At 61.2% G+C, this 25684-nt stretch carries 27 protein-coding genes; 8 read left to right on the top strand and 19 right to left on the bottom strand.

Annotation, left to right across the window (positions count from 1 at the left end; genetic code table 11):
- Position 1 precedes the first annotated feature (1 nt).
- The 8 genes from BT173_RS19710 to BT173_RS17880 form a co-directional block, all read right to left on the bottom strand.
- The gene (locus BT173_RS19710; RefSeq protein WP_175545636.1) at positions 2-151 is read right to left on the bottom strand and encodes a hypothetical protein; all 150 of its coding nucleotides are present in this window, start codon (positions 149-151) and stop codon (positions 2-4) included.
- Between the two features lie 17 nt (positions 152-168).
- Entirely contained in the window at positions 169-1896 is a 1728-nt protein-coding gene (gene fliF / locus BT173_RS17910) for a flagellar basal-body MS-ring/collar protein FliF (RefSeq protein WP_072430045.1), read from the bottom strand.
- 13 nt (positions 1897-1909) lie between these two features.
- Complete coding sequence (fliE, locus tag BT173_RS17905) at positions 1910-2233, bottom strand: flagellar hook-basal body complex protein FliE (RefSeq protein ID WP_072430044.1); 324 nt, start codon at positions 2231-2233, stop codon at positions 1910-1912.
- 74 nt (positions 2234-2307) lie between these two features.
- The gene (locus BT173_RS17900; protein WP_072430043.1) at positions 2308-3711 is read right to left on the bottom strand and encodes a sigma-54-dependent transcriptional regulator; all 1404 of its coding nucleotides are present in this window, start codon (positions 3709-3711) and stop codon (positions 2308-2310) included.
- A 42-nt stretch (positions 3712-3753) separates the two neighbouring features.
- Positions 3754-4464, bottom strand: a complete 711-nt coding sequence (locus BT173_RS17895) for a chemotaxis protein CheB (RefSeq protein WP_139256217.1) — start codon at positions 4462-4464, stop codon at positions 3754-3756.
- Complete coding sequence (locus tag BT173_RS17890; protein ID WP_072430041.1) at positions 4457-6145, bottom strand: ATP-binding SpoIIE family protein phosphatase; 1689 nt, start codon at positions 6143-6145, stop codon at positions 4457-4459. Before BT173_RS17890 ends, BT173_RS17895 begins: the two co-directional genes overlap by 8 nt.
- A gap of 18 nt (positions 6146-6163) precedes the next feature.
- The gene (locus BT173_RS17885; protein WP_072430040.1) at positions 6164-6469 is read right to left on the bottom strand and encodes an STAS domain-containing protein; all 306 of its coding nucleotides are present in this window, start codon (positions 6467-6469) and stop codon (positions 6164-6166) included.
- A gap of 65 nt (positions 6470-6534) precedes the next feature.
- Complete coding sequence (locus BT173_RS17880) at positions 6535-7713, bottom strand: sensor histidine kinase (protein ID WP_072430039.1); 1179 nt, start codon at positions 7711-7713, stop codon at positions 6535-6537.
- 259 nt (positions 7714-7972) lie between these two features.
- Here BT173_RS17880 and BT173_RS17875 point away from each other — a divergent pair, with 259 nt between their 5' ends.
- The 6 genes from BT173_RS17875 (at position 7973) to BT173_RS17850 (ending at position 14400) form a co-directional block, all read left to right on the top strand.
- Positions 7973-8938, top strand: coding sequence for a chemotaxis protein (locus BT173_RS17875; protein ID WP_072430038.1), 966 nt, complete (start codon positions 7973-7975; stop codon positions 8936-8938).
- 30 nt (positions 8939-8968) lie between these two features.
- Positions 8969-9904, top strand: coding sequence for a chemotaxis protein (locus tag BT173_RS17870; protein WP_072430037.1), 936 nt, complete (start codon positions 8969-8971; stop codon positions 9902-9904).
- A gap of 59 nt (positions 9905-9963) precedes the next feature.
- Positions 9964-10353 carry a chemotaxis response regulator CheY gene (gene cheY / locus BT173_RS17865; RefSeq protein ID WP_175545635.1) on the top strand — a complete coding sequence of 130 codons (390 nt, stop codon included), beginning with the start codon at positions 9964-9966 and terminating at the stop codon, positions 10351-10353.
- 14 nt (positions 10354-10367) lie between these two features.
- Positions 10368-11165: a protein phosphatase CheZ gene (gene cheZ / locus BT173_RS17860; RefSeq protein WP_072430036.1), complete on the top strand. Its 798-nt coding sequence runs from the start codon at positions 10368-10370 to the stop codon at positions 11163-11165.
- 31 nt (positions 11166-11196) lie between these two features.
- Positions 11197-13095 (top strand): chemotaxis protein CheA, encoded by a 1899-nt coding sequence (locus BT173_RS17855; RefSeq protein ID WP_072430035.1) that lies wholly within the window; start codon positions 11197-11199, stop codon positions 13093-13095.
- 87 nt (positions 13096-13182) lie between these two features.
- A complete protein-coding gene (locus BT173_RS17850) occupies positions 13183-14400 on the top strand; it encodes an EAL and HDOD domain-containing protein (protein WP_072430034.1) in 1218 nt (405 codons plus the stop codon).
- A gap of 85 nt (positions 14401-14485) precedes the next feature.
- Here the strand turns inward: BT173_RS17850 and ung are convergent, their stop codons facing one another.
- Both ung and BT173_RS17840 read right to left on the bottom strand, forming a co-directional pair.
- On the bottom strand, positions 14486-15169 hold the full coding sequence (gene ung / locus BT173_RS17845) for a uracil-DNA glycosylase (RefSeq protein WP_072430033.1): 684 nt from the start codon (positions 15167-15169) through the stop codon (positions 14486-14488).
- Complete coding sequence (locus BT173_RS17840; protein ID WP_072430032.1) at positions 15153-15677, bottom strand: PilZ domain-containing protein; 525 nt, start codon at positions 15675-15677, stop codon at positions 15153-15155. Before BT173_RS17840 ends, ung begins: the two co-directional genes overlap by 17 nt.
- Before the next feature lie 229 nt (positions 15678-15906).
- Here BT173_RS17840 and BT173_RS17835 point away from each other — a divergent pair, with 229 nt between their 5' ends.
- Positions 15907-16677 carry a phytanoyl-CoA dioxygenase family protein gene (locus tag BT173_RS17835; protein ID WP_072430031.1) on the top strand — a complete coding sequence of 257 codons (771 nt, stop codon included), beginning with the start codon at positions 15907-15909 and terminating at the stop codon, positions 16675-16677.
- Positions 16678-16809: 132 nt separating this feature from the next.
- Positions 16810-17718 carry a DMT family transporter gene (locus tag BT173_RS17830; protein WP_072430030.1) on the top strand — a complete coding sequence of 303 codons (909 nt, stop codon included), beginning with the start codon at positions 16810-16812 and terminating at the stop codon, positions 17716-17718.
- Here BT173_RS17830 and BT173_RS17825 read toward each other — a convergent pair.
- From BT173_RS17825 to fabZ, 9 genes are all read right to left on the bottom strand, one after another.
- Positions 17707-18480 carry a TrmH family RNA methyltransferase gene (locus BT173_RS17825; protein ID WP_072430029.1) on the bottom strand — a complete coding sequence of 258 codons (774 nt, stop codon included), beginning with the start codon at positions 18478-18480 and terminating at the stop codon, positions 17707-17709. The genes BT173_RS17830 and BT173_RS17825 overlap by 12 nt on opposite strands.
- A gap of 60 nt (positions 18481-18540) precedes the next feature.
- On the bottom strand, positions 18541-19956 hold the full coding sequence (locus tag BT173_RS17820) for an HDOD domain-containing protein (protein ID WP_175545634.1): 1416 nt from the start codon (positions 19954-19956) through the stop codon (positions 18541-18543).
- A complete protein-coding gene (locus tag BT173_RS17815; RefSeq protein WP_072430027.1) occupies positions 19953-20678 on the bottom strand; it encodes a class I SAM-dependent methyltransferase in 726 nt (241 codons plus the stop codon). Before BT173_RS17815 ends, BT173_RS17820 begins: the two co-directional genes overlap by 4 nt.
- On the bottom strand, positions 20675-21589 hold the full coding sequence (motB, locus tag BT173_RS17810) for a flagellar motor protein MotB (protein WP_072430026.1): 915 nt from the start codon (positions 21587-21589) through the stop codon (positions 20675-20677). The genes BT173_RS17815 and motB overlap by 4 nt, the downstream gene beginning before the upstream one ends.
- Before the next feature lie 28 nt (positions 21590-21617).
- Entirely contained in the window at positions 21618-22472 is an 855-nt protein-coding gene (gene motA / locus BT173_RS17805; RefSeq protein WP_072430025.1) for a flagellar motor stator protein MotA, read from the bottom strand.
- 113 nt (positions 22473-22585) lie between these two features.
- Positions 22586-23179 (bottom strand): ribonuclease HII, encoded by a 594-nt coding sequence (gene rnhB, locus BT173_RS17800; RefSeq protein ID WP_139256216.1) that lies wholly within the window; start codon positions 23177-23179, stop codon positions 22586-22588.
- The gene (lpxB, locus tag BT173_RS17795) at positions 23176-24363 is read right to left on the bottom strand and encodes a lipid-A-disaccharide synthase (protein ID WP_072430024.1); all 1188 of its coding nucleotides are present in this window, start codon (positions 24361-24363) and stop codon (positions 23176-23178) included. Before lpxB ends, rnhB begins: the two co-directional genes overlap by 4 nt.
- 39 nt (positions 24364-24402) lie before the next feature.
- Entirely contained in the window at positions 24403-25179 is a 777-nt protein-coding gene (gene lpxA / locus BT173_RS17790) for an acyl-ACP--UDP-N-acetylglucosamine O-acyltransferase (RefSeq protein ID WP_072430023.1), read from the bottom strand.
- A gap of 10 nt (positions 25180-25189) precedes the next feature.
- The gene (gene fabZ / locus BT173_RS17785) at positions 25190-25684 is read right to left on the bottom strand and encodes a 3-hydroxyacyl-ACP dehydratase FabZ (RefSeq protein WP_308417593.1); all 495 of its coding nucleotides are present in this window, start codon (positions 25682-25684) and stop codon (positions 25190-25192) included.

Genomic DNA, 25684 nt, shown 5'->3' with positions numbered 1-25684 from the left:
CCTAGCGGCTGCGGGCAGGCTGCCCGGCTTGCTTGACCCAGCCACGCAGCACCTGGGCTGCGCCGCTGGGATTATCCTTGACCACCCGGCGAGCTGCTTCGAGCAGACCAGCCAGGCGCGGGGTAGGGGGAGATTTCGGGTCGGCAAACACGGTCTGACCCTGGGTGCTTACTGCGTCTTCTGATCAGCCGGGTCGGCCGTCAGCCACTCGCGGATGATGGTGGCGACCATGCGCGGATCCTCCTGCGCCATTTCCTTGGCGCGCTGAATCAGCTCGCTGAAGGCCGCCAGATGCGCGCCCGCTTCGGCTTCGGCCACCACCTCAGCCTCCACCTCCGACTGGGCAAGCTCTTCGGCCGTCAGCGCAACACCACCCTCCTGCCCCGCCAAGGCCGCGCGCTGCTCGCGGCCCGGCCGGATCACATCACGCAAGATGGGGCGCAGCACCCCGAACAGCAGATAGGCCAGCACCAGCGCAATCAGGATGACCTTGAGGATCAGCGGCAGGTTGTTGATCAGATACTCGGTCAGCTTCTCCAGGAAGGATTTGCCGGCCACTTCCAGCAGGCGGTCGGCAAAGGCCGCATTGACCACTTTGACCGAATCACCACGCTCCTTGTTGTAACCGACCGCCTCCTGAACCAGATTGGTGATCTGGTTGATCTCAGCCTGGGTCAGCGGCACCGACTTGATACCACCATCGGACTGCGGCACGCGCTTGAAGTTGACCACGACGGCGGCATTCACCCGCTTGAGCACCCCGACCTGCTGCTTGACGTGCTCGACCTTCTTGTCGACCTCGTAATTGCGGGTCATGTCCTTGCGCGACGTGGTCGCGCCCGGCTCGGTCACCGCCACGCCAGGCGGATTGGGCAAGGTAATCGGCGCACTGGCAGCCCCGGGTGGCTGATTGGACAGCGCCCCAGGCACGCCCACGGCTTGCGCTGCAGCAGTGCCGGTACCTTCCGAGCTTTGCTCACTGCGAATCGCCGAAGCATTCGGCGGGGAGTTCGGGCCGAAGGTCTCGGAGGCCTGCTCGACCTCAGAGAAATCCATCTGCACGGTGACTTCAGCCTTGACGTTGTCGGTACCGACAATCGGCTCGAGAATTTTTTGGATGCGTCCGGCCAGCAAGGCCTCCTGTTGCTGGACCAGGGCCATCTGACGCTGATTGAGCGAACCATTGCCGCCATTGAGCAGGTCGGGCATGTTGGACAGCAGATTGCCGTCCTGGTCGACCACTGTGACATTCTTGATCGGCAGATCAGGCACGCTACTGGAGACCAGGTGGATGATGCCGGCAATCTGCGAACCATCGAGCGCACGGCCTGGGTGCAAGGTCAGTAGCACCGAGGCAGTCGGCTTTTGCTGCTCGCGCAGGAAGACAGTCTGCTTGGGCATGGCCAGATGCACGCGCGCCGAGGCCACGGCCGACAGTGACTCGATCGACTGAGCAAGCTCGCCCTCTACCGCGCGCTGGTAATTGACCTGCTCACCAAACTGGCTGATGCCGAATTTCTGGTTGTCGAGCAGCTCGAAACCGACCGCGCCGCCCTTGGGCAGGCCCTGCGAGGCCAGCTGCAGACGTGCGTTGTGCACAAGCTCAGCCGGCACGGAAATGACGCCACCCGGCTCAAGCTTGTAGGGAATATTCAGCTGCTGCAGGGACTGGATGATCTGCCCGCCGTCCTTGTCGGAGACATTGGCGAACAGAATCTTGTAACCAGGATCGCGCGCCCAGAGCACGCTAATGACAACAGCCGCCATCAAGGCGGCCGCGACAATAATGATCAGGAGCTTGCGCGGATTGGGGAGTTGATTGAAGCGCTGGATGAGGTTAGGACGCTCACCGGCCACTGCTTCTCGATTTTCAACGGCTAGGACCGCGTCATCCATATATCAGGCGATATCACACCTGCATGTTCATAACTTCCTGGTATGCGGACACCAGCTTGTTACGAACCTGCACCATAGTCTGAAAAGACAGACTCGCCTTTTGCAGCGAGACCATCACGTCTTGCAGGTTGGCATTGGGGTCGCCCATTTCGAACGCCTGTTGCTTTGCCTGCGAATCTTGCTGCATCTGGCTGACCTGGTCGAGCGACGATTTAAGTACCGACGCAAAATCCGACCCTTCCGGCAAGGCTTCTGCGGCAGACGAGTTCTGTCCAGCCGCCTTGGCGGACATGGCCTTCAACTCACCCAGCAGATTGTCTATCCCTTGCACACTCATGATGCACCTCGAAACTACGTGAAATTGTATGTGGCTCGCTTAAACAATAGCAAGCAATTGGCAGGCCATCGCCCTTATTCCTCTTGCCAGCCCTCTTCCCGGTACTGCTGCAGCTTGTAACGCAGGGTCCGTTCGCTCATGCCCAGCTGCTCGGAAGCCAACTTGCGCACCCCGCCGGCCGCTTTCAGCGTATCTAAAATATGCTGACGCTCCAAGGACTTGATGTCCGTCACTGCCGGCGCGGATGGCACAGGCGGCGACTGCGGGGCCGCATGGGCGGCAAACGGCTGACTTTGCAACACACCCGGCAAGACCGAGGCGGCAATTTTTGCCGCAGACGGCAAATCTTGCCGGCGCAAAGACGGCAAAAACAGATGCTCAGGCGCGATCTCATCTCCCGGCGCGAGGATCAAGGCCCTTTGCATGACATTTTCCAGTTCGCGGATATTGCCCTCCCAACGATGCGCGGTCAGCGCCTGCGCGGCAGCCGCGCTGATGGCTGGCACACGCCGCTTGCCCGAAGCAGCATGCCTGGAAAGCATGGCGCGTGCCAGGTGCACAACATCGTCGGCGCGTTCGCGCAAAGCCGGCAACATCAGGGGAAATACATTGAGGCGGTAATACAGGTCTTCGCGAAAACGCCCCTCGTTCACTTCCTGCGGCATATCGCGGTTGGAGGTCGACAGGACACGGATATCGATGGGGATGGGCTTCTTGCCGCCCACGCGCTCGACCTCCCGCTCCTGCAAAACGCGCAGTAGCTTGGCCTGCAGTTCAAGTGGCATCTCGGAAATTTCATCCAGCAACAGCGTGCCACCATCAGCCTGCTCGAACTTGCCGATATGCTGGGTGGCCGCCCCGGTGAACGCGCCCTTCTCGTGGCCAAATAGCGTGGACTCCAGCAACTGCTCGGGAATCGCCGCGCAGTTGATCGCCACGAAGGGCCCATTCGCCCGCGCGGAATGGCGGTGGATATACCGCGCCAGCACTTCCTTACCGGTGCCGCTCTCCCCAGTGATCATCACCGCAGCATCGGACTGGGCCACCCGCTGCGCCATATCCAGCAAGCGCAACATGCCCGGGTCCTCGGCGATCACCGCCTCATCATCCACAGCCGGCAGCATGTACTTGGCTACACTGGCCAACAGGTCATCCGGTTCAAAGGGCTTGGGCAGATAATGCGCGGCACCCGCATGCAAGGCGGCAACCGCCTTCTCGATCACGCCATAGGCGGTCATCAAGACCACCGGGATATGCGGATACTCGGACTTGATACGACGCAGTAGGGTTTCGCCGTCCATGGGCTGCATCTGCACATCCGACAGCACCAGACCCACCTTATGGGCCTGCAAGACCAGCAAGCCCGACTCGCCATCCTCGGCGCACAGCACCTGATAACCGGCCAGCTCCAGCGTGTCGAGCAAAGCCTCGCGCAGGTCGTTATCGTCTTCCACGATCAAAATCGGTAATGCAGGCATCGGGCTCAATCACTCAAATTTCAAAATGGACGCCCATCCATATCAGATGGGCTCGGCAGATTTTGGCGGCGCACCGCGCAGACAGGCAAGAACCCGGCCAGGCAGCTCATCTAGCGGCAGCACCTCGTCCACACCGCCCAGCGCAATCGCTTCCTTGGGCATGCCGAATACCACGCAGCTGGCCTCATCCTGGGCAAAGGTGCGTGCGCCGGCGCGCTTCATTTCCAGCAGGCCGGCCGCCCCATCGCGCCCCATGCCGGTCAGGATCACGCCGATAGCATGCCGGCCGGCATTGTTTGCCGCCGAGCGAAACAACACATCCACAGAAGGACGATGACGATTGACCGGCTGCGCACGCGACAGCTCGCACACATAGCGGCCACCAAGCAGGCCGAGCATCAGGTGGGAGTGACCAGGAGCGATGTAGACATGCCCGGCGCGCAACAGCTCTTGGTGCTCCGCCTCCTTGACCCTGACCCGGCACAGGCTATCCAAGCGAGCGGCAAACGGCGCAGTGAAGAGCTCGGGCATATGCTGGGCGATCAAGATGGGGGGCGCATTGGCCGGCATGGGCAGCAGAAAGTGCTTGAGCGCCTCGGTACCACCAGTCGAGGCGCCAACGATGATCAGCGGCTCGGCCGGACCTCGCGCCAGCCCAGCAGATGCCGCCAGCACGACATCCGCACTCAGGCTGGGCGGGATATCCATTGGCGCAGCCACGCGCGGGGCCTTCGGGCTTGTCGGGCTAGACATGCGCTGGCTCCGGCAAATAGCAGGCCTCGACCGTGTTACCACTGCCATAGAAGCGCAGCGACACGCATAGCGCACGCACCAGAGCAATGCCGCGCCCGCTCGGCCGCTGGGCATCCAGCCCATCCAGCCTAGTCAGATCGAAGCCCTTACCTGAGTCGACCACCCGGATCAGCAACATATTGCGCCCGCCCAGATCGTGGCCGGACAGCTCGATATCGATACGCCCCGATTTCAGCTGCGTTAGACGGCGCAGCCGCTCCTGCAGATATTGATCCATACCGTCCGCGTCGTTCTTCAGGGCGGAGGATAGTTCCAGTAGGCCATGATCGAGCGCATTCACGAACAGCTCGGTCAGCACCAGGAAAATATCGGCGCGCGCCTGGGCCAGCGGTGGCAGCTGTGCGACGAAGGCCATGATATGCGGCACGGTGTGCAAGTGGCGCAGCTCGTCCGGCCCCAGCGACAGCGCATAGCGCCAGTCGGCATCGGCCAGGCTGGGCAGCTCACTGACATCGGGCGCAATCGGCAGCGGACGACTGGCGCGCGGATCGAGGTCGACAATGGCCAGCGACACGTCGTCATGGCAGCGTGCACCGTCCAGAAAGGCTGTCAGCGCCGCCACCGTACGATCACGTGCCAGCGCTGGCGGCTGACCTGCGCAGGCCAGCGCCAAGCGCGCAGTCCCAAAGGCCTCGCCGAGTTGATTGCGCGCTTCGAGCAGGCCATCCGAGCACAGCACCAGATTGGCACGCTGCTGATAGGCGAAACGCTCGGTCTTCAGGCTCAGCTCGCTGAGCGGCAGAATGCCGAGCGGCAGATGCTGGGACGGCCAGCGCTTGAGCAATTCACCACGCTCGCCGAACAGGCGCAGGTCAGGGATGCCGCCATTCCAGACTTCGATGCGCTGCTTGGCAAAATCCACTGCCACAAAGGCCAGGGCGACAAACCGGCCAGCCGGTAGCACCTGGCGCACCTTGCGATGCATCTCAAGCAGGATGTCGCCGAGCGAGAAACCGCGCTCGCTCATCGCGTAAAAGGGTTGGGTCAGGGGCAGCACATTCAGCGCAGCAGTCAGGCCGTGACCAATGCCATCGGCCAGCATCAGATGCAACACCCCACCAGGTGTACGTGCGGCGGCGATTAGGTCACCAGACAGGCTTTCCGCCGGGGCAATCCAGCTATGCAGCTGCGGGTCGGACAACCGCTCACGGCTGACCAGTTGCTCCATCAGGTGGCGAGCAACACGCTTTTCTTCCTCGGCATGGTCGTAATACTCGGCCAGCTTGGCAGCCTGTTCGCGCACCTGCCGATTCAGTGCCACCGTGCGCTCGATCGCCTTGATCTTGGCTTCCAGCATGCGCAGATTGACCGGCTTGAGCAGGTAGTCGTCCGCGCCGGTCTCCATTGCATCGGCCAGCTTGCTGACTTCCTCGACCGCCGTCACCAGTACGATGGGCACCCAGCGCGCACCGGCCGCGGCCTTGATGCGACAACCAGCCTCCGGCCCATCCAGGCGCGGCATCAGCATGTCCATCAGGACCATATCGGGCTGCTCACTGATATAGCGCTCGACAGCCTCCAGACCGTCGCTCGCCAGAATCAGCTCATGCCCCAAAGACTCGACGAAGCGCCCTATCATCAGGCGTACTACTTCAGCATCGTCGGCAAGCAGAACTTTCATGAAAGGCCCGAGGCCAGCTCAGCGGATAGTGAAAATCTTGCCGAAACAGGCGATTTCCAGCACCTGTCGCACCGTATCACGGCAATTGACCAGGGCCAGCGTCTTACCCGCTGAGGCCGCCTTTTCCTTCAACAGCAACAACATGCCTAGGGCCGAGCTGTCCAGATAGTCGACTTGCTGGAAATCCACCAGCACTTCACGCACCGCATCAGCGGCCAGCACCTCATCGGAGGCCTGGCGGAAATCGCGGTGGGCACTGAAATCAAATTGGCCGGACAGCACCAGGCGGCCGGTCTGGCCAGAAATTTCGACGATGGCGGTCATAGGAGTTTCAACTGCTTTCTATGGATCGGAAGGGTAAGTGGCGTACCGCTTACCAAGATAGGGAGCTATTCCTTGGCTGGCAACAGTATCGTGAAGCAAGCACCCTGGCCGGGCTCCGAACTGACCGTAATCTGCCCGCCATAGGCCGTGATCAGATTGCGAACGATGGCCAGACCAAGACCGGTACCCTCTTTGCGCGTGGTGAAGAAGGGCTCGAACAGCCGCTCACGCACATTGTCCGGCATGCCGCAGCCGCTGTCGCGCACTTGCAGTCGCCAGGACGCGCCTTCGGCTTGCAGGCTCAGACCAATCTCATCGCCCGGGCGGGTGGCTTGCAAGGCGTTCTCCAGCAGATTGATCAGCGCTCCGGTCAACTCCTTGCGATTGGCATCAATCCAGACCGCCTGCGTCGGCAAGTCTAGCTGCCAGTGCCGCTCGCCCGCCACGTCCTGAGGTTGCACCGTCTGCAGCGCCTCCTCCATGACCGAGCATAGCTCGACCGCTTCCAGTACCGCCTGTTGGCCACGGACAAACTGCAGCATGTTCTGGATCAGAGTTTCCAGATGGCGCAGGCGCGCCAAGGACTTCTGACCGAACTTGATTCGCTCGGCCTCGCCCAGGCCGGGCTTGGCCAGATTGGCGGTATACAGCAGCGCAGTAGCCAGCGGAGTACGCAGCTGGTGCGCCAGCCCGGCGGCCATTTCACCCATCTCGGCCAGGCGTTTGTGCTGTTCCAACTGCAAGCGCAGACGCCAGCTCTCGCTCAAATCGTGAATCAGCAGAATACGCTCACCACTGCTGAGCTGATTACTAACAATGCTCAGCCGCTTCTCTTGCCCAGCCAGGCTATACAGCCAATCCCCCTCCACCGAGGTGGGCTGCAGCTCGGGCTCGATTTCCGCCTGCCAATCAATGCCGACCAGATCGCGCTCGAGAATCTGCACCGCGGCCGGATTCAGGGTCACCACATGCCCATCGGCATCCAGCTCAACTACCCCACCAGGCAAGGCTGCCAGCAAGGTTTCCAAGCGACCGGACAGTGCGGCTTTTTCCTCAAACTGCTGGCGCAGCGCGCCATTGGCCACTGCCAATTCATCCGTCAGCGAGCTGACTTTCTGTTCGAGCTCCTGGTAGGACTCGACCAGTTGACGCGATGCTTCGGTGAACAGCGAGAACGCCTGCTCCAGTTCCGCACGATCGATCTTGTCATCCGGCTTGCCGGTTTGCGCGCTAAGAGCAGCCAAGGCGGTTTCCTTGTTGATGTGTAGGATTTGGATTATAAAAGCTCGGGGCAGGAAAGGCTGCAAAGCAGCGCCTAGCTTGCATTCCAGCAGACTGAATCCGATAAAGAAGGCAAGACGAACGGTGCAAAGCGCATGCCGGGCTGTCTGCCCAAATCGGCCTAGGGTAGAATATTCGAGTTAACTGAAATTCTCGGCTGACCAGCCGCACTGGCGGACAGCCAGATTTAGATAGATACCCACCCCTCGCGGAGTCGAAACTGTGTCCGACTTGCTCAAAAAAATCGACGCGCGCACCAAGCTCGCCGGTACCAATAAGCTGGAAATCCTCCTCTTCACACTAGGCTTGGACCAACGCTCAAACCGCCGGGAAAACTTCGGTATCAATGTGTTCAAGGTGCGCGAGGTCATGCGCACACCAGAGATCACCCAAGCCCCGGAAATGCCCGATGCCGTGGAGGGCATGGTCAGCTTGCGCGGCAATCTGATTCCGGTCATCGACCTCGCGAAGTACGTCGGCGTGCAAACCAATAGCCGCCCGGAAATCATGATCGTGTCGGAATACAACGGTCATACCCAGGGCTTCCTGGTCGAGGCCGTTGACACCATCCTGCGCCTTGATTGGTCGCAGATGCGCGTCCCTCCGGAAATTCTCAATAACAATATGCGCGGTCTGGTCACCGCGGTCACCGAGCTCGATTCCGGCAAGCTGGTGATGATGCTGGACGTGGAGAAGGTGCTGGCGGAAACCAATGTGGTCGATGATTCGGCTGATTTCCGCGCCATCCAGCCGCAGAGTGATCTGGTCGGCAAGACCGTGTTCTACGCCGATGACTCGGCAGTGGCGCGCAAACAGATCCAGCGCACCTTGGATGCGCTGGAGCTCAGCTATGTGGAAACCATCAATGGCAAGCGCGCCTGGGACGAGCTGCAGCGCATCGCCATTCAGGCTGACGCAGCCGGCAAGCCGGTACGTGACTTCGTGCAGATGATTCTGACCGACGTGGAAATGCCTGAGATGGATGGCTACATGCTGACCAAGTCGGTGAAGAGCGACCCGCGTTTCGCTGGCATCCCCATCCTCATGCATTCCTCGCTGTCCGGCATGTCGAACCAGAAGCTCGGGCAATCGGTCGGGGTCGATGCCTATGTTGCCAAATTCGAACCGCACAAGCTGACTGAGGCGGTTGTGAATATGCTGCGTAGCACCATGCAGCCCACCAAGTAAGACCAGCCAAGCGCACGAGGGAATTTTTCGATGTCTACCGCCAACTCTACTCTGCTAGACAGTGTCGATGCCCGGACCAAGCTGGCCGGCTCGAACAAGATGGAAATCCTGCTGTTCTCGCTCGGCACGCGCGAAACCTTCGGCATCAATGTATTCAAGGTGCGCGAAGTCTCGCAAACCCCCAAGATCACTAAGACGCCCAATATGCCGGTTGGCGTGGAAGGCGTGATCTCCCTGCGGGGCAATATCATTCCAGTGATCTCGCTGGCCAAGTTCGTCAACCCGAACGAGGACCGTCCGCAGGCCGAAGAAACCATGATCGTCACCGAGTTCTCCAAGCACACACAGGGCTTTCTGGTGCACTCGGTGGACCGCATCATCCGCGTGGACTGGAACAAGGTGCGCGCGCCGGAAAATATGCTGGCCGGCGATCAGGCCTTGATCACCGCCATCACCGAACTGGAAGACGGCAAGCTGGTTTCGATTCTCGACGTGGAACAGATTCTCGCCACGGTGATCGGCGAAACCTTTGTGCCGGACATCCCCTCGGTGAACGTCGACCAGGAGAAATTCATGTTCTTCGTCGATGACTCGATGGTGGCGCGCAAGGAAATCATCAGCGTGCTCGACAAGCTGAGCGTCAAATACCATCAGGCCAATAATGGCGCCGAGGCCTGGGATAAGCTGCAGAACATTGCCAACCGCTATCAGCACGACGGGGAGCCGCTCAGCCAGTTCCTGAAGCTGATTCTGGTAGATGCCGAAATGCCGGAAATGGACGGCTATGTGCTAACCAAGCACATCAAGTCCGACAGCCGTTTCCAGGGCATTCCCGTCGTCATGCACTCCTCGCTATCATCCAATGCCAACCGGGCAATGGGCAGCAGCGTGGGCGTCGACGCCTATGTCGCCAAGTTCGACCCCTTCGTGCTGGCCGAAACCATTTCCCCTTTCCTGCAAAGTTGATTTACACGACCCGCGGCTAGCCGCGCGCCCGTTTGCCAACGGGATTCATGGAGCAAGACATGACGGACAAAAATATGCGTTTCTTGGTGGTTGACGATTTCTCCACGATGCGTCGCATCGTGCGCAATCTGCTCAAGGAGCTGGGTTACAGCAATGTGGAAGAAGCCGAAGACGGCCAGGTGGCGCTACATAAGCTCAAGTCCACCAGCTTCGACTTTGTCGTTTCGGACTGGAATATGCCGAATATGACCGGGATTGAGTTGCTCAAGGCCGTGCGCGGTGATGCCACCCTGAAACACCTGCCCTTCCTGATGATTACCGCGGAAGCGAAAAAGGAAAATATCATCGAAGCCGCGCAGGCGGGTGCCAGCGGCTATATCGTGAAGCCTTTCACGGCCGCGACCCTGGATGAAAAGCTGGCCAAAATCTTCCAGACCCTCAATAAGTAAAACAGGAGTCCAACGTGAGCGATCAAGCTATCAACAGCGGTGACTCCGACGAACTGCAGGCGCTTTTTGACAGCATCGTCAGCGCATCGAGCAGCAGCGAAGCGGCACCCGCCAGCGCAGCCGCCCCGAGCCCAGCCCCAGCTGCTGCGCCCGCCAGCGCCCCCGCCATCAACCTGGATGCCCTGCACGAACCAGCACGCTCGATGTTCGCTAGCATTGGCCAACTGACACGCAAGGTGCATGACGCACTGCGCGAGATGGGCTACGACAAGTCGCTGGAGAAGGCCGCCGCGGCCATTCCCGACGCACGTGACCGTCTGTCCTATATCGCCACCCTGACCGAACAGGCTGCCAATCGCACCCTGAATGCCGTCGATGTGGCCCAACCGCTGCAGAACCAGATCGAATCCGAGTCACAAGCGCTGGCCGACCAGTGGGATAAGCTGTTTGCCAATCAGCTCTCGGTGGAGGAGTTCAAGCAGCTGGCCAGCAAGACGCGCGATCATCTGCGTCAGAGCAGTGACCATGCACGCGCTACCAATGAGCAGCTGCTGGAAATCATGATGGCACAGGACTTCCAGGATCTGACCGGCCAGGTGATCAAGAAGGTGGTCGAGATGGCCAAGGAGATGGAAGGTGGGCTGCTGGAGTTCCTGGTGCAGTTTTCTCCATCTGGTGCCATCAAGCCGCCGGCAGCGGCCGATCTGGACGACAGCCTGCTCAATGGTCCGGTTTATAACGCCGAAGGCCGTTCCGATGTGGTAACAAACCAAGAGCAAGTTGATGATCTGCTTGCCAGCCTTGGATTCTGAACCTGGCGCCTAAGGCCAAAAGGACGAAGCTATGAGCGACTTTGCCGGCATGGAAGACTTGCTCCAGGATTTTCTGACCGAATCCTCCGAGTTGCTTTCTGATGTGGACAACAAGCTGGTCGAGCTGGAAAAGCGACCAGAAGACAAGCATCTGCTCAATGACATTTTCCGCGGCTTCCATACCATCAAGGGTGGCGCGGGCTTTTTGAATGTCGATGCGCTGATCAATCTCTGCCATCGCACGGAAAACCTGTTCGACAAGCTGCGCAATGGCCAGCTGAAGCTCACCCCTGAGCTGATGGACGTGATTCTGGCGGCGACCGGCGTCGTGCGCGATATGTTCGGCGCGATGGGCCAGGCACGGCAGCCAGCGGCTGCGGACCCAAGCCTGCTTGCGCAATTGGATGCCGCACTGGAGGGCAAGGCCGTGGCAGCTGCAGCGCCTACGCCGGCGCCGAGTCCTGCACCTAGCCAGCCAGCACCGGCTGTAGCGGGCTCAGAGCCAGACTGGCAGCTGTTGCATCAGGCCGTCACCGGACAAGCGCCCAAGGCCAGTACCAGTAAGCCCACTGCGCCGCCGGTGCCGGTTGCACCGGCCGTGCCCACTCAGCCGGCTCACCCCCCCCTTCCCGCTGCTGAGCCCGTGGCTCGCGCAGCCGCACCGGCAGCCAAGGCGCCGGCAGCAAGCCAGCAATTGGCTACGCAGGAAACCACCATCCGGATCGACACCAATCGGCTTGATCAGGTGCTCAATCTGTCAGGCGAGATCGGTCTGACGAAGAACCGCTTGACCACGCTGCGTACCGATATCCTGAGCGGCAAGACCGATGGTGCCACCTTGAAGGCACTCGACGAGGCGATCGGCCAGCTCGACCTGCTGGTGGGTGATCTGCAAAACGCCGTCATGAAGACGCGCATGCAGCCGATTGGTCGCTTGTTCCAGAAGTACCCGCGCTTGGCGCGCGACTTGGCACGTCAGCTGGGCAAGGATGTCGAGCTAGTGATCAGCGGAGAGGAAACCGAGCTGGACAAGACCATGCTCGAAGACCTCAACGATCCGCTCGTGCACCTGGTGCGCAACGCCGTCGACCATGGCGTGGAAACCATTGAGGACCGCATCGCCATTGGCAAGCCGGCCAAGAGCATCGTGCAGCTGTCCGCCACCCAGGTAGGCGACCATATCCTGCTGGAGATCATCGACGACGGTAAGGGCATGCGCCCGGACGTGTTGCGCCGCAAGGCAGTCGAAAAAGGCCTGATCGATCTGGAAACGGCCAATAGCATGGATGACAAGCAAGCGCTGCAGCTGGTGTTTTTGCCAGGTTTCTCCACCAAGGATCAGATCTCTAGCGTCTCTGGGCGCGGTGTCGGTATGGATGTGGTGAAGACCAATATCCAGAAACTGAATGGCCGCATCGACATCCAATCCGTGGTCGGCGAAGGCACACGCTTCTCGATATCGCTGCCGCTGACTCTGGCCATCCTGCCGGTATTGGTGGTGCGCGTATGCGACCAACCGTTTGCGGTACCGCTGGCCATGGTGCGCGAAATCATTCCGATTCGCCCCGAGCATATCCAGGAAGTTTCCGGCCGTGCGACCATTGTCGTACGCGACGAGATTCTGTCGGTGCGCTCACTGGCCAGATTGATAGGCTGGGAAGAAACCCAGACGCCACAATTTGGCGTCTTGATGCAGGCGGCGGAGAACTCCTTCATCCTGGCCATCGATAGCTTCATCGGCCGCGATGATGTAGTGATCAAGCCGTTGCAGAATATCCGCCCGCGCGGCATTGCCGGTGCTACCCTATCTGGCGATGGCTCAGTGGTGCTGGTATTGGATATGGAGAGCATGCTGGACGACACGCAGAACTCCGATCACTCCGCCATCAAGACGACGCAGTTCCTTGAAATGCTCACCCACAAGGCTTGAGCGACAAATTGCCAATCACGGCGGCGGTTTGCATAATCAACCCCGCCGTTCCAAAACCCCATTTGCTTGCGTGCTTCGCGAGGCTACATGCAGAACAACGCTTTTATCGGCCGCCAACCCATTCTGAACCGCCAACAGCAGATCATTGGCTATGAGCTGCTGTTCCGGCTCGACCAAAATTCGCTGACGGCTGATTTTTCCAGTGATATGCAGGCCGGCACCAATATTCTGGTCAACACCCTGTCGAATATGGGCGCGGACTGGCTGGTCGGCAGCAAGATGGCCTTCGTCAACGTGGCCACCTCGATGCTGGAAAGTAATTTCCTCGAGCTGCTGCACCCACAGCGCGTCGTGTTGGAAATCGTCGAATCGGTGAACGCCACGCCGGAATTGCTGGCGCGCGCCAAGGAATTGCGCGCCCAGGGCTTCGGTATTGCGCTGGACGATTTCACCTACACCCCGCAAACCGCGCCTTTCCTGGAATTCGCCAACTATGTGAAGCTGGATATCCAGCAGCTGGGTCTCGATAACGTCAAGACGCTGTCCAAGGAGCTGCGCAAGTTCCCCGTGCTGCAGGTGGCGGAAAAAGTCGAGACCAAGGAGGAATTCAAGTTCTGCCTGGATGTGGGTCTCGACTGCTTCCAGGGCTATTACTTTGCCCATCCGGAAACGCTGTCGGCCAAGGTGATCAACCCGGCTTACGCAAATATTCTCGGCCTGCTTAATATGCTGCGTAATAACGCCGAGATCAGCGATATCGAGAATGCGCTCAAACGTGATGTGGCGCTGTCCTTCAAGCTGCTGCGCTATATCAACTCGGCAGGTTTTGGCCTGTCCTGCGAAATCCATTCCTTCCGCCACGCGGTCACCATCCTTGGCTACCAGAAGCTGTATCGCTGGCTAACCCTGCTGCTGGTGACCGCCAGCTCTGACGCCGGCACCCCGCCGGCCCTGATGAAGACGGCAGTTACCCGTGGTCGTCTGGTCGAACTGCTGGGTAGCCATCTGCTCGACGGTACCGATCGCGACAATCTGTTCATCGTCGGCGTGTTCTCCTTGCTGGATGTGATGCTGGACATGCCGATGGAGAAGATTCTGGAAACCCTGCTGCTGCCCGACTCGGTATCGGAAGCGCTGCTGTCGCGGGTTGGCATGTATGGCCCCTTCCTGGAGCTGGCAGAAGCCTGCGAAGACCCGGATATGACCGATGTGCCACGCCTGTGCGAACAGCTGCAGCTGACCCCGGAAATGCTGAACAAAGCACATGTTTCAGCACTGGCTTGGGTGGAAGAGCTGGGCGTATAAAGCCAGTGGCGATCATCGTCATAGCAATAAAAAACGCCGCATCAAATGCGGCGTTTTTTATTGCCTAACCCTTCCACGTTCACGCTCAGCCTGCCAGCGCCCAATCGATCTCCGTCTTACCGCGCTCACGCAGAAAGCGATTGGCCGCGGAGAAGTGGCCACAGCCGATAAAGCCACGATAAGCCGATAGCGGCGACGGGTGCACCGAGCGTAATACGCAATGGCGCTGGGCGTCGATCAGGTCGGCCTTGGACTCGGCATAGCTGCCCCACAGCATAAACACCAAGCCATCCTGCTCCTGCGCCAGTTTGGCAATCAAGGCATCAGTAAACTTCTCCCAGCCGCGCTTGCGGTGCGAGCCAGCCCGCTCGGCCTCGACGGTCAGCACGCTATTGAGCAGCAAGACGCCCTGCTCGGCCCAGGCGCTCAGATTGCCATGCTGCGGCGGGGCATGACCCAAATCCCGGGCAATCTCCTTGAAGATATTGCGCAGGGAAGGGGGCGGCACCACGCCAAATGGCACTGAGAAGCTCAGGCCATGCGCCTGCCCTGCTCCGTGATACGGATCCTGCCCCAGGATCACCACCTTGACCTGTGCGGGTTGCAGGCCAGCTAGTGCGGCATATCTGGCCGAAGGTGGCGGAAAGATGGTTTTGCCGGCCGCCAGTTCCGCAGCCAGAAAGTCTTGCAGCTGTTGCCAATAGGGCTGGTGGGTTTCAGCAGCCAACCAATCACACCAGCCACCCGGCAGTTCATTCTTCATGTGCATGCTTGCGTTCAAAAATCTCGCGCCTGTGGCGCCGGAAAATGGTTTTGTCCAACCAGTCCTGCAGCTCGTCGTCACCCAGTCTGAAATGCGCTTCCAACTGCCAGCCCCCGGCAGGCAATTGTTCGGCAGCGGTAATCTGGGCCGGCAGTAGCAGGGGCTGTGGGATGCGTGGCGAGAGGTACAGCGCCAGCGTACCCTGCTGTCCGATCGGCAGCGCCTGATCGCTACACCAGCTGGCACTGTCGCCACTCAAGCTGACCGGGCACACTTGGGGCAAGGGTCCATCGCGCAGCAACAACTGGCCCAGCAGGTGCAGGGACAGATCCACGCGCGCCTCCATGGCCTGCCAGCGTTGCAATTCGGCGCTGTCTTCCTCGTCATAGTGCGGCGGTGCCGCCTCCAGCAGGGCCAGCACCCGCAAGAGCAACACGCCGTCGGTGCCGGCCGGCCCGGCTTGCGGATGCCAGACCAGCGGCAGATCTGCATGAATCTTGATGGCAGTGGGCATGGGGAAGACTCCGTTTCGGCGCGATTATACGCTTCAGACCTTGGCGAGCCGCGACCGTGCCATGAGCCGGACTGCCGGCTGAACCTCGCGCACGCAAGATTGACAATAAACAGAGCAAATTACGCACCTGCCTCGTATTGCGCCAGCGCAATGCCCGAGGGATGCGCAGGCGAGTAGAATGGGCGCCCCTAAGGGCTAGCTTGCTCACTCCTACCTGTAAAACACCATCATGTCCGCTGCGCTATTCACCCCAGAAGAACTGGCTTCCTTTGAACGCGATGGCTTCTTCGTCGCCCGCGGCCTGGCCGATACCGAACTGCGCGAGCGCATCCTGGCGGTAAGCCAGGCCCAGCTCGCCCAGGCCATTGAGCCTATCGAGTATGAAGCGGACACGCGTTACCCGGGCGCACCCAGCTCGCGCGAGGCGGCGGGTGGGCGCACCGCGCGGCGGCTGTTACAGGTATTCCAGCGCGACCAGGCTTATCGCGACTGGGCAACGCAGGCCAATCTGACCGCTAGGCTGCGCCAGCTGCTGGGCAGCGAACAGATTGCCCTGACCCAGGCGCATCACAATAGCCTGATGACCAAGCAGCCAGCCTTCTCGAGCGAGACGCATTGGCATCGCGATATCCGCTACTGGAATTTTGCCGACAGCCAGCTGGTTTCGGTATGGCTGGCCCTGGGGGAAGAACGGCGCGACAACGGCTGCCTGGGCTTTCTGCCCGGTAGCCACAAGATCGACTTCAGCCCGGAGCGTTTTGAGAATCGTGCTTTCCTGCGCCCCGATTTGCCCGAGAACCAGGCGCTGATTGCGCGTGCGGTCTTCCCCGAACTGCAGCCGGGCGATGTGGTGTTCTTTCATGCGCTGACCTTCCATGCCGCCGGCTGGAACCGCACCGACCAAACCAAGTACTCGCTGGTTTTCAGCTACCACCGCCAGGACAACCTGCCTCAGCCTGGGTCGCGCAGCGCCAGCCTGCCCTCGATAATCCTGGGCTGAACGCACCGGCCAGCTGCCGGACAGTTCAGACCGCTGTAACGGCACAGTGCGCCCCTTGCATCGACAGGCGTCACTGCCCAGCAGGTGGGCAGCGGGCTAAGGTGTCCACTCACCTTAGCCTTGGGGCCGCCCATGCCGAACCTTGCCCTCTATCTGCTTGCCACCCTGATCTGGGGCTCGACCTGGCTGGCGATCACCTTTCAGTACGGTGTCACCGCAGCCAGCGCCTCGGTCGCCTATCGTTTCCTGCTCGCCGGATTACTGATCCTGCTCTGGTGTATAGCCAAGCGCGAGCGCCTGCGCCTGAGCCGGCGCGAGTGGGCCGGGGTGGCGGGGCAAGGCAGCCTAATGTTCGGCATCAGCTATATGCTGGTCTACGAGGCCGAGTTGCATATCGCGTCCGGCCTGATGGCGGTGCTCAATTCCAGCATGGTGGTATTCAACCTGCTCGGCATGCGGCTGGTATTTGGCAAGGCTGTGGATGGCAAGTCGCTGCTGGGCGCAGGCCTGGGCGTGCTCGGCATCGTGCTGGTGTTCTGGCCAGAGCTGAACACCGTGCACGGTAGCTCGGCTTGGCTGGGCATCCTCTGCGGGCTCGGCGCCGCGCTACTGGCCTCAGCCGGCAATATCGTCGCCCAGCATAATCGCCATCTGGGCACGCCATTGCTGCCCAGCATAGGCTACGGCATGGTGATCGGTGGCAGCCTGGCCCTGCTGTACACGCTGCTATCCGGCCAGTCGCTCGCCTTCGATACCCGCCCGGCCTATCTCGCCTCGCTGCTTTATCTGGCCGTATTCGGCTCGGTACTGGCCTTCGCCGCCTACCTGACCTTGCTCGGCCGCATCGGCGCCGGTCGTGCCGGCTATGTGGCGGTGGTGGTACCCATCATCGCCCTGCTGCTCTCAGGCTGGTTCGAGGGCTTCGTCTGGCAGGTGCATACGGTGTTGGGCATAGCCTGCGCCGTAGCCGGCAATATCATCATGCTGGCCGACCTGGGCAATTGGGGTCGCCGGCTCGGTCTGGTCAGCTCAAGCCGCTGACTGGCGCACGCGTTCGTACAGGCAGATGGCCGCCGCTGCACCCACATTCAGCGATTCCAGCCCGGCCCGCATCGGAATGCGAACGCGCAGATTGGCCAGCGCCAGGACTTCGGCCGACACCCCCTGCCCTTCGCTGCCCATGACCAGGGCCAGGCTGCCGCATAGATCGGCCGCATACAAGGAGATGCTGCCATCCAGCGCGGTTACGGCCCGCTGGCCAGCAAAAGCCTGTAGCAAATCGGGCAGCGCCGCACGCTCAATCAGCGGCAGCATGAAATGGGCGCCCATGCCGGCGCGCAGCACCTTGGGCGAGTAGACATCGGCACAGGCGGCCGAAAGCCAGACCTGCTCGACCCCGGCTGCTGCTGCGGTACGCAGGATGGCGCCGACATTGCCCGGATCCTGCACCCCATCCAGGGCGAGCACCAGACCGGCACGCAGCGGTTCAGGCGGCGCAGGAATCGGCCAGACGGCCAGCAGGCCACTGCTCGATTCGAGCTCACTCAGCTCGACAAACAGACTGTCGGCCACGTAGACCGTGCTAACGCTCAACCTAGCAATCAGCGCCGTGATCTCCGGCTTGTGTGCGGCCCCCTGCGCCACCAGCACCTTGTGTGGCACTTGACCGGCATCCAGAGCGGCCGCAAGCAGATGTGGGCCATCCAGAAGGCTCAAGCCGCTCTTCAGGCGTTCGCGCCGATTGCTGGCCAGTTTGCTGCAAGTCTTGATCAGAGGGTTTTGACGGGACTGAATGACGTCCATGGGGAGATAACCTGGTGAGACGGCAGGGCCAAGCAGCCCTGCCCGAGTATGCGCGACACCCTAGTGGCCAAGGGCCAGACGCTTGGCCTGCTGGGTCAGCGCCTGGCCGGCCATCAGGCAGACCTGCTTGAAAGCGGTGTACTGCGCCTCGCTGATGGTTGCACCGTGGTTGTCGGCGTAGAAGATGCCTACCGGCTTATCTTCCACGAATAGCGACATGGCGAGGAAATCGCCGTCGCCTACCGCCAGGCGCAAGCCGCGCGGCAGCAGTGCTTCGAACTGGCTGCGGTTGGCTTGATTCAACCAGACCGACTGCGGCTTGAGCATCAGCTTGGTAAACAGATGCGGCATGCTTAGTTCGACCTGGAAGCTGCGCAAGGGGTCATCATCGCTGGCGCCAACCACATAGCGCGCCTTGAGCAGATTCTGCCCGGCCAGCAAGAGGCCGAACACAATGCGCTTCAGACCGATGGCATCGGCCTGGGCACGTATGCTCAAGCCCATGATCTGGTTGAAGGAAGCACCGCTCTGGCCGGCATGCTGCAATTCGCGCAGGATGTCCTGCAAGCTTGGCGTCTCGGTCTTGGCTGGCTTGGGCGGTGCCTTGACGGCCGGCTTAGGCCATTCACCCGGCAACATGGGCAACCAGCGCGCCGGGGCGAATATCTGCGGGTAGGGCCAGTCATCGCACGCGAAATGCAGCAGGCTGCGGCAGACCAGCGCCCACACCTCGAACTGCGGCATGGCCAGGGCCTGGGTAGCCAGCTGTACCTCATCGGCCACCCCGGTCTGCCACCAGCCAAGCTGCAGATGATCGGCCAGACGCAAGGCCGACTGATGCAGCATGGTGCGCTGGCTGGCTGCGCTGCTCTCATCCAGCAGGCTATTGAAGGCTTCCGGCAAGCGCCAGCGGGCAAACAGCGGGAAGGTCACGCTGGCTATGTCCACCGCCGGGGCTGGCGTTTCCAGGCCGGCGTCCAGATGACGCAGGAGCAACGGCAGATCAGCCAATAGCGCCGTCACATAGATCTCGTCCAGGCGCGAGTCATAGCGCAGCAGGCCGAACTCACGTGCCAGGCGCGCGGCCAGGCGTGCGGTGGCGATATGGCGCAACAGGGAAAAATAGCGCGCCTGCTGCTTGGGCAGCAGCAAGGACTCCACCGTGGGCAGCTGGCTGAACTGGTTGACGAAGGCTTCCAGGCCCATCAAGAGAATCACATTCTCAATCGACACCACATCGGCCGCCATGCTGGTGCGGCGACGCTGGTTGATATGGCGCAAGGCGTGGGCGGTCAGCAACGGGTCGCGCAGCACCAGCTCGACAACTTGGTCGACACGAGCGGCCTCGGTGCGGCCGATATAGGCAGTCAGGGCGCTCTTGGTCGACTGCAGGATGGGCAGGGCACGCTGCGCCCAGAGCTCCAGCCAGGCCTCATTATTCGGCGCGGGCTGAGCGGCATTACTTGCTGCGGTCACGGCATTCGCCATAGGTATAGCCTTGCGCCCTTCCAGTCATTGAGTTCGATCACCTGGTCGGCTGGCTGGCCGGGAATGGTGAAGGTATTACTGATCAGCAGGCTGCCGCTGCGCATTTCGCGCCGGGCTTTCTCCCACAGTGCGGGCATGGCAGCCGGCGAGAGAAAGGCATACACAGCGTCGTACTCCGCCAGCGGGGTGCGCATCAGATCGCCACGCCACAGCTTTAGCGCTGACCCACTACCCGCCAGACGCAACTTAGCCAGCCAGTAGGGTAGGCAGGCATGCTCGACACCCGCCAATTGCAAATCCTTGCGCCTGACTAAGTAGCGCAGCACGGTGCCCGTGCCGGCGCCCAGATCCAGCAGGCGCGCGCCCTGCGGCAGCACTTGCTCCAGCGCCTGCAGGGCAGCCTGATTACTCAGGTAAAGCGGCACGCGGCTACGGTCGACACGCCCGAACAGCAAGAGCGCCAACACAAACAGCAGCAGATACCACCATGGCGACAGCCCCCACTGCAGCGCCAGGACCAGCGTGGGCACGAAGAGCAGGTGGATCAACCACCACCAGCGCGGCTGCCGCGCCAGTATGCTCAGGCTGGCGGCTAGCAAGGCCTGCAAGGGCCACCACCAGGCCGCTTGCAGGCCCAGCACATTCAGCAGGCCCAAGGCCAAGGCAGCTGCAGCCAGCTGCACGACCAGCGCCAGCAGCGCAGGCCTCACGGCTGGCCGGCAGCCGGGCCTGCGGCCGCGCTGATGGCCGAGGCGGCCGTTGCCGCGTCGTCGACCTGCTCCATATCACCGGCGGCCTTGCCCGCCAGCTTCATGATGTTCTCTTCCGCCTGCTTGTTCAGCACGATGATGCTGATGCGCCGGTTGACTGGATTGGCAGGGTTCTCGGTGTCGAAAGGCACCGAGTCGGCCAAGCCGACGACGCGCAATATCTTCTGGCCGGCTAGGCCGCCGGAGATCAACTGGCGGCGCGAGGAGTTGGCGCGGTCAGCCGACAGCTCCCAGTTGCTGAAATTCGCATCGCCACCGGCAAAGCCGGCCGAATCGGTGTGGCCGGACAAGGAAAGTCGATTCGGCACCTCGTTCAGGATGAGGGCAATTTCCTTGAGGATGTCAGCCGCATAGCCTTCCATCTGCTCACTACCGCTCTTGAACATCGGCCGATTCTGCTGATCGACGATCTGCACGCGCAGCCCCTCTGGGGTGATATCGAGCAGGATCTGATCCTTGTACTGGGCCAGCTTGCCGGAGGCGGAGTTCTTCAGCGCCTCTTCCAGCTTCTTCTTCAGGCCATCCAGCACCTTCTTGTCGCCCTGCTCGGGGCTGCGGCGATAGGCACCCGCCTTGCGCGACAGGTCCAAGCCACCGCCCTGCAGCACGCTGGTCGAATCGCCCGCTCCCGAACCACCGGCCATCGAGACCTTGAGCGGGTTCTGAAAGTAATCGGCAATCCCACGCAGATCGCCCTTGGTGGCCGAACCAAGCAGCCACATGAGCAGGAAGAAGGCCATCATGGCCGTCACGAAGTCGGCATAGGCGATCTTCCAGGCGCCGCCATGGTGACCATGGCCGCCTTTCTTGATCTTCTTGACGATAATGGGGCGTTGCGAATCGTCGCTCATCTTGCGCTTCCTGGCTTAAGCCACACGGTCAGCCCTTCTTGTTCTTCACGTGCTCTTCCAGCTCCAGGAAGGACGGACGCATATGGCTTTCCATGGCCTTACGACCAAATTCCACCGCCACCTGCGGCGCATAGCCATTCAGGCTGGCCAGCAAGGTGACCTTGATGGTCTGGAATACGCGGGTGCCTTCATTGACCTTGGTTTCCAGCACCGTGGCCAAGGGGCCGAAGAAGCCGTAAGCCAGCCAGATACCCATGAAGGTACCGACCAGCGCGGCGCCGATCAGCTTGCCCAGCTCGGACGGCGGCAGGTGCAGCGAACCCATGGTGTGCACCACGCCCATCACCGCCGCCACGATACCGAAGGCCGGCAGGCCATCAGCCAGCTTGGCCATGAATTGCGCGGGCACCTCGGCCTCGTGGTGATGGGCCTCGATTTCCACATCCATCAGGTTTTCGATTTCGAAGGCGTTCAGATTGCCGCCCACCATCAGGCGCAGGTAGTCGCAGATGAACTCGATCACATGGTGATCCTTGGCCACCGTCGCGTATTTGGAAAACAGCGGGCTGGCATCCGGATTCTCCACATCGCCCTCGATCGACATCAGGCCTTCCTTGCGCACCTTGGACAGGATCTCGTACATGAGGGCAAACAGATCCATGTAGAAGGCCTTGCTGTAGGCGCTGCCCTTGAAGATGGAAGGGATGGCCTTCATGACCGACTTCAGCGAGGAGCCGTAGCCCGCGATCATGGCGCCAATGCCGCCGCCAAAGATGATCACGATTTCGGAGGGCTGCCAGAGCACCGCCAGGTGCCCGCCGTGCCACGCATACGCGCCGAGAATACAGACGCACATGAACACATAACCGATGATGACAAACATCTAGCCCTGCTCCCGTCGGCTTTTGCTAGCCGGTTGGCGCGCCGAAACGACGCAACGGTTGGAATATTAGTTGCCGTACAGGCGGAATGACAAATAGAAGCGAACGCTGCTGTTTACCACAAGCTGCGCTGGCCAGCACCCGCCGCAGCGCGCACTGGCGCAAAACTGCGCCTGTGGACAACACAGGGTCCATGCGCCTGCAGTGCCGCCAGATGGGCGGGCGTTGGATAGCCTTTGTGTTCTGCAAAACCATAGACAGGGAATTCCCTATCCAGGGCCAGCAGCTCATTGTCACGCGCCACTTTGGCCAGAATGGATGCGGCGGAAATCGCCGGCTCGAGCGCATCGCCCTTGACGATGGCGCGGGCCGGGCAAGGCAGGCCCTTGGGCACGCGGTTGCCATCGATTAGCGCCGCGCTGGCCGGCGTAGGCAGGCCTTGCACGGCGCGCAGCATGGCCAGCATGGTGGCCTGCAGGATATTGAGCTGATCGATCTCGGCCACATTGGCGCTGGCAATCGACCAGGCCAGCGACTTGGACTGAATCTCATCAAACAAGGCCGCGCGGCGCGGTGCGGTCAGCACCTTGGAATCAGCCAGGCCGACGATGCCATGGTCGTCGCCCAGGATGACCGCCGCGGCGAAGACCGAGCCGGCCAGCGGCCCCCTGCCCGCCTCATCCACACCGCAGACCAGCACGGTACTCATGGCCGGCCTTGCAGATAGGCGAGTACGGCGTCGGCAGCGCGCTCGGCCGCATCCTGGCGCAAGGTCGCATGCTGCTCGGTAAAGAACTCACCAAGTGCCTCGCCCAGTTTCTTGTTGTCCACATAATTGGCCAGTGCCTGGGCCAGATTGTCCGCGGTCGCCTCGTGCTGGAGCAGCTCGGGCACTACGAAGCGCCCGGCCAGCACATTCGGCAGGCCCACATAGGGCAGGCGCATCTTCTTGCGCACCATCTTGTAGGTGGTCTCGGTCAGCCGGTAGGTGATCACCATCGGGCGCTTGGCCAGCATGGCTTCCAACGTGGCGGTGCCAGAGGCGACCAGGATCACATCGGCGGCCTGCATCGCTTCCTGGGCGTGACCAAACATCAGCCGCAGCGGCAGATCGAGCGCCTTATGGGTGTAACGGGCGGTATCGAACAGATCGCGCGTTTCGCGCGTGACCAGCGGCACCAGGAAGACCGCCTGCGGATAACGCGCGTGCAGACGCCTTGCCGTTTCGATAAACAGCTCAGCATGGAAGTTGACCTCGCTGACCCGGCTGCCGGGCAGAAAGGTGAACACCAGCTGCTGCTCGCCAACCCCGATGGTTTCGCGAATCTCGCTGCGCTTGGGCGTCAGCGCCATGCTGTCGGCCAGCGGGTGGCCGACATAGGTCGCCTTGGCGCCTACGGCGTCGTACAGCGGCTTCTCGAATGGGAACAGGCACAGCACCTCGCTGGTGGCCGCCTTGATCTTGTGCACACGCTCACCGCGCCAAGCCCAGATCGATGGGCTGCAGTAGTGCACGGTAGGAATGCCGGCGTCCTTGAGCTTCTTCTCGAGGCCAAGATTGAAGTCGGGCGCGTCGATACCGATGAAGAGGTCAGGCCGCTCTGCCAAGCAGCGCTCGCGCAGGCTGGCACGAATGCCAAGCAACTCGCGCAGACGCTTGAGTACCTCGACATAGCCCATCACCGCAAGGCGGCTCATCGGGAATAGCGACTTCGCGCCAGCTGACTGCATCTTCGGGCCGGCAATGCCTGCGAAGCGTACGTCCGGGCGACGGCGCAGCACCGCCTCGATCAGGCTCGCGCCAAGCGCGTCACCGGACGATTCGCCCGCGACAATGGCAATACGGGGGCCGCGGTGGCCATCAAACAGACTGTCGTCATGGGCAGACGGCATGGGATGTTTTCTGCAGAAGATTGAAACCGCGCAACCGCCTTAGCGGATCAGGCCACGGCTGGCGGTAGGGATGAAATCGACAAAGGCCTGCAGCTCAGGGTGCGCGGCTGCACGCTCGGTGATCTGGGCCAAAGCGTCGTCCAGCGCCAGATTCTGGCGATAGATGAGCTTATAGGCGCGCTTGATCTCGAGAATCTGCTCCGCCGTAAAGCCACGACGCTTCAGGCCCTCGCTATTGATGCCAGCCGGGGCGGCACGGTTGCCAGCTGCCGTCACATAGGGCGGGATATCCTGCGCAACCGCGGCAGTAAAGGCGGTCATCGCATGCGCACCAATCTTGCAGAACTGGTGGATGGTGGTGAAACCGCCGAGGAACACATAGTCGCCCAGATGCACATGGCCGGCCACCGTGGCGTTATTGGCCAGGATGGTATGGCTACCAATGCGGCAATCGTGGGCGATATGCACATAGGCCATGATCCAGTTGTCATCGCCCAGGCTGGTGATGCCCTGGTCCTGCACCGTGCCGGTGGAGATGGTGACGAACTGATAGACGCTATTGCCGTCGCCAATCACTAGCTGGGTCGGCTCGCCCTGGTATTTCTTGTCCTGCGGCTCGCAACCAATATGGGCCGAGCCGTGAAACACATTATTGCGACCGATGCGCGTGTGGCCATCGATCACGCAGTGCGGACCAACGCGCGTACCGGCCCCGATCTCGACATGCTCGCCGATCAGGCTGAAGGGGCCGATTTCCACATCGTCGGCCAGACGTGCGCCGGGGTGCACCACGGCACTGGCATGTATGCGTGCCATATGAAGCTCCTCAGGCGGCCGGGGTGGCCGGTGCAGCATTGGTCGGCACCTGGGCGCACATCAGGTCGGCCTCGGCCACCACATTGCCGTTCACCCGTGCCACCGCCTTGTACTTCCAGATATTGCGCACGCGGCGCTCGATCTTCACCTCGATCAGCATCTGGTCGCCTGGCGTGACCTGCGACTTGAAGCGCACATTATCGATGCCGGCGAACAGGTAGAGAAAGCCGTCCTTCGGTTTGTCGCCAGTGGTGCGGAAGCTCAGCACGCCAGCAGCCTGGGCCATCGCTTCCACGATCAGCACACCGGGCATAACCGGGTACTTGGGGAAGTGGCCGACGAAGAAGGGCTCGTTGTAGGACACATTCTTCAGCGCCACCACGCGCTCGCCCGGTACGAGTTCAGTGATCCGGTCGATCAGCAGAAAGGGAAAGCGGTGCGGCAGATGATCCAGGATGCCCTGGATATCCATGGTTTCTAAGCTCTGTACTTGGGTATCGCTCAT

Origin of the sequence: Chitinimonas taiwanensis DSM 18899 (genome assembly GCF_900119825.1) — a bacterium.
Classification (GTDB): Bacteria; Pseudomonadota; Gammaproteobacteria; order Burkholderiales; family Chitinimonadaceae; genus Chitinimonas; species Chitinimonas taiwanensis.
This window is presented reverse-complemented; position numbering and strand designations above follow the sequence as displayed.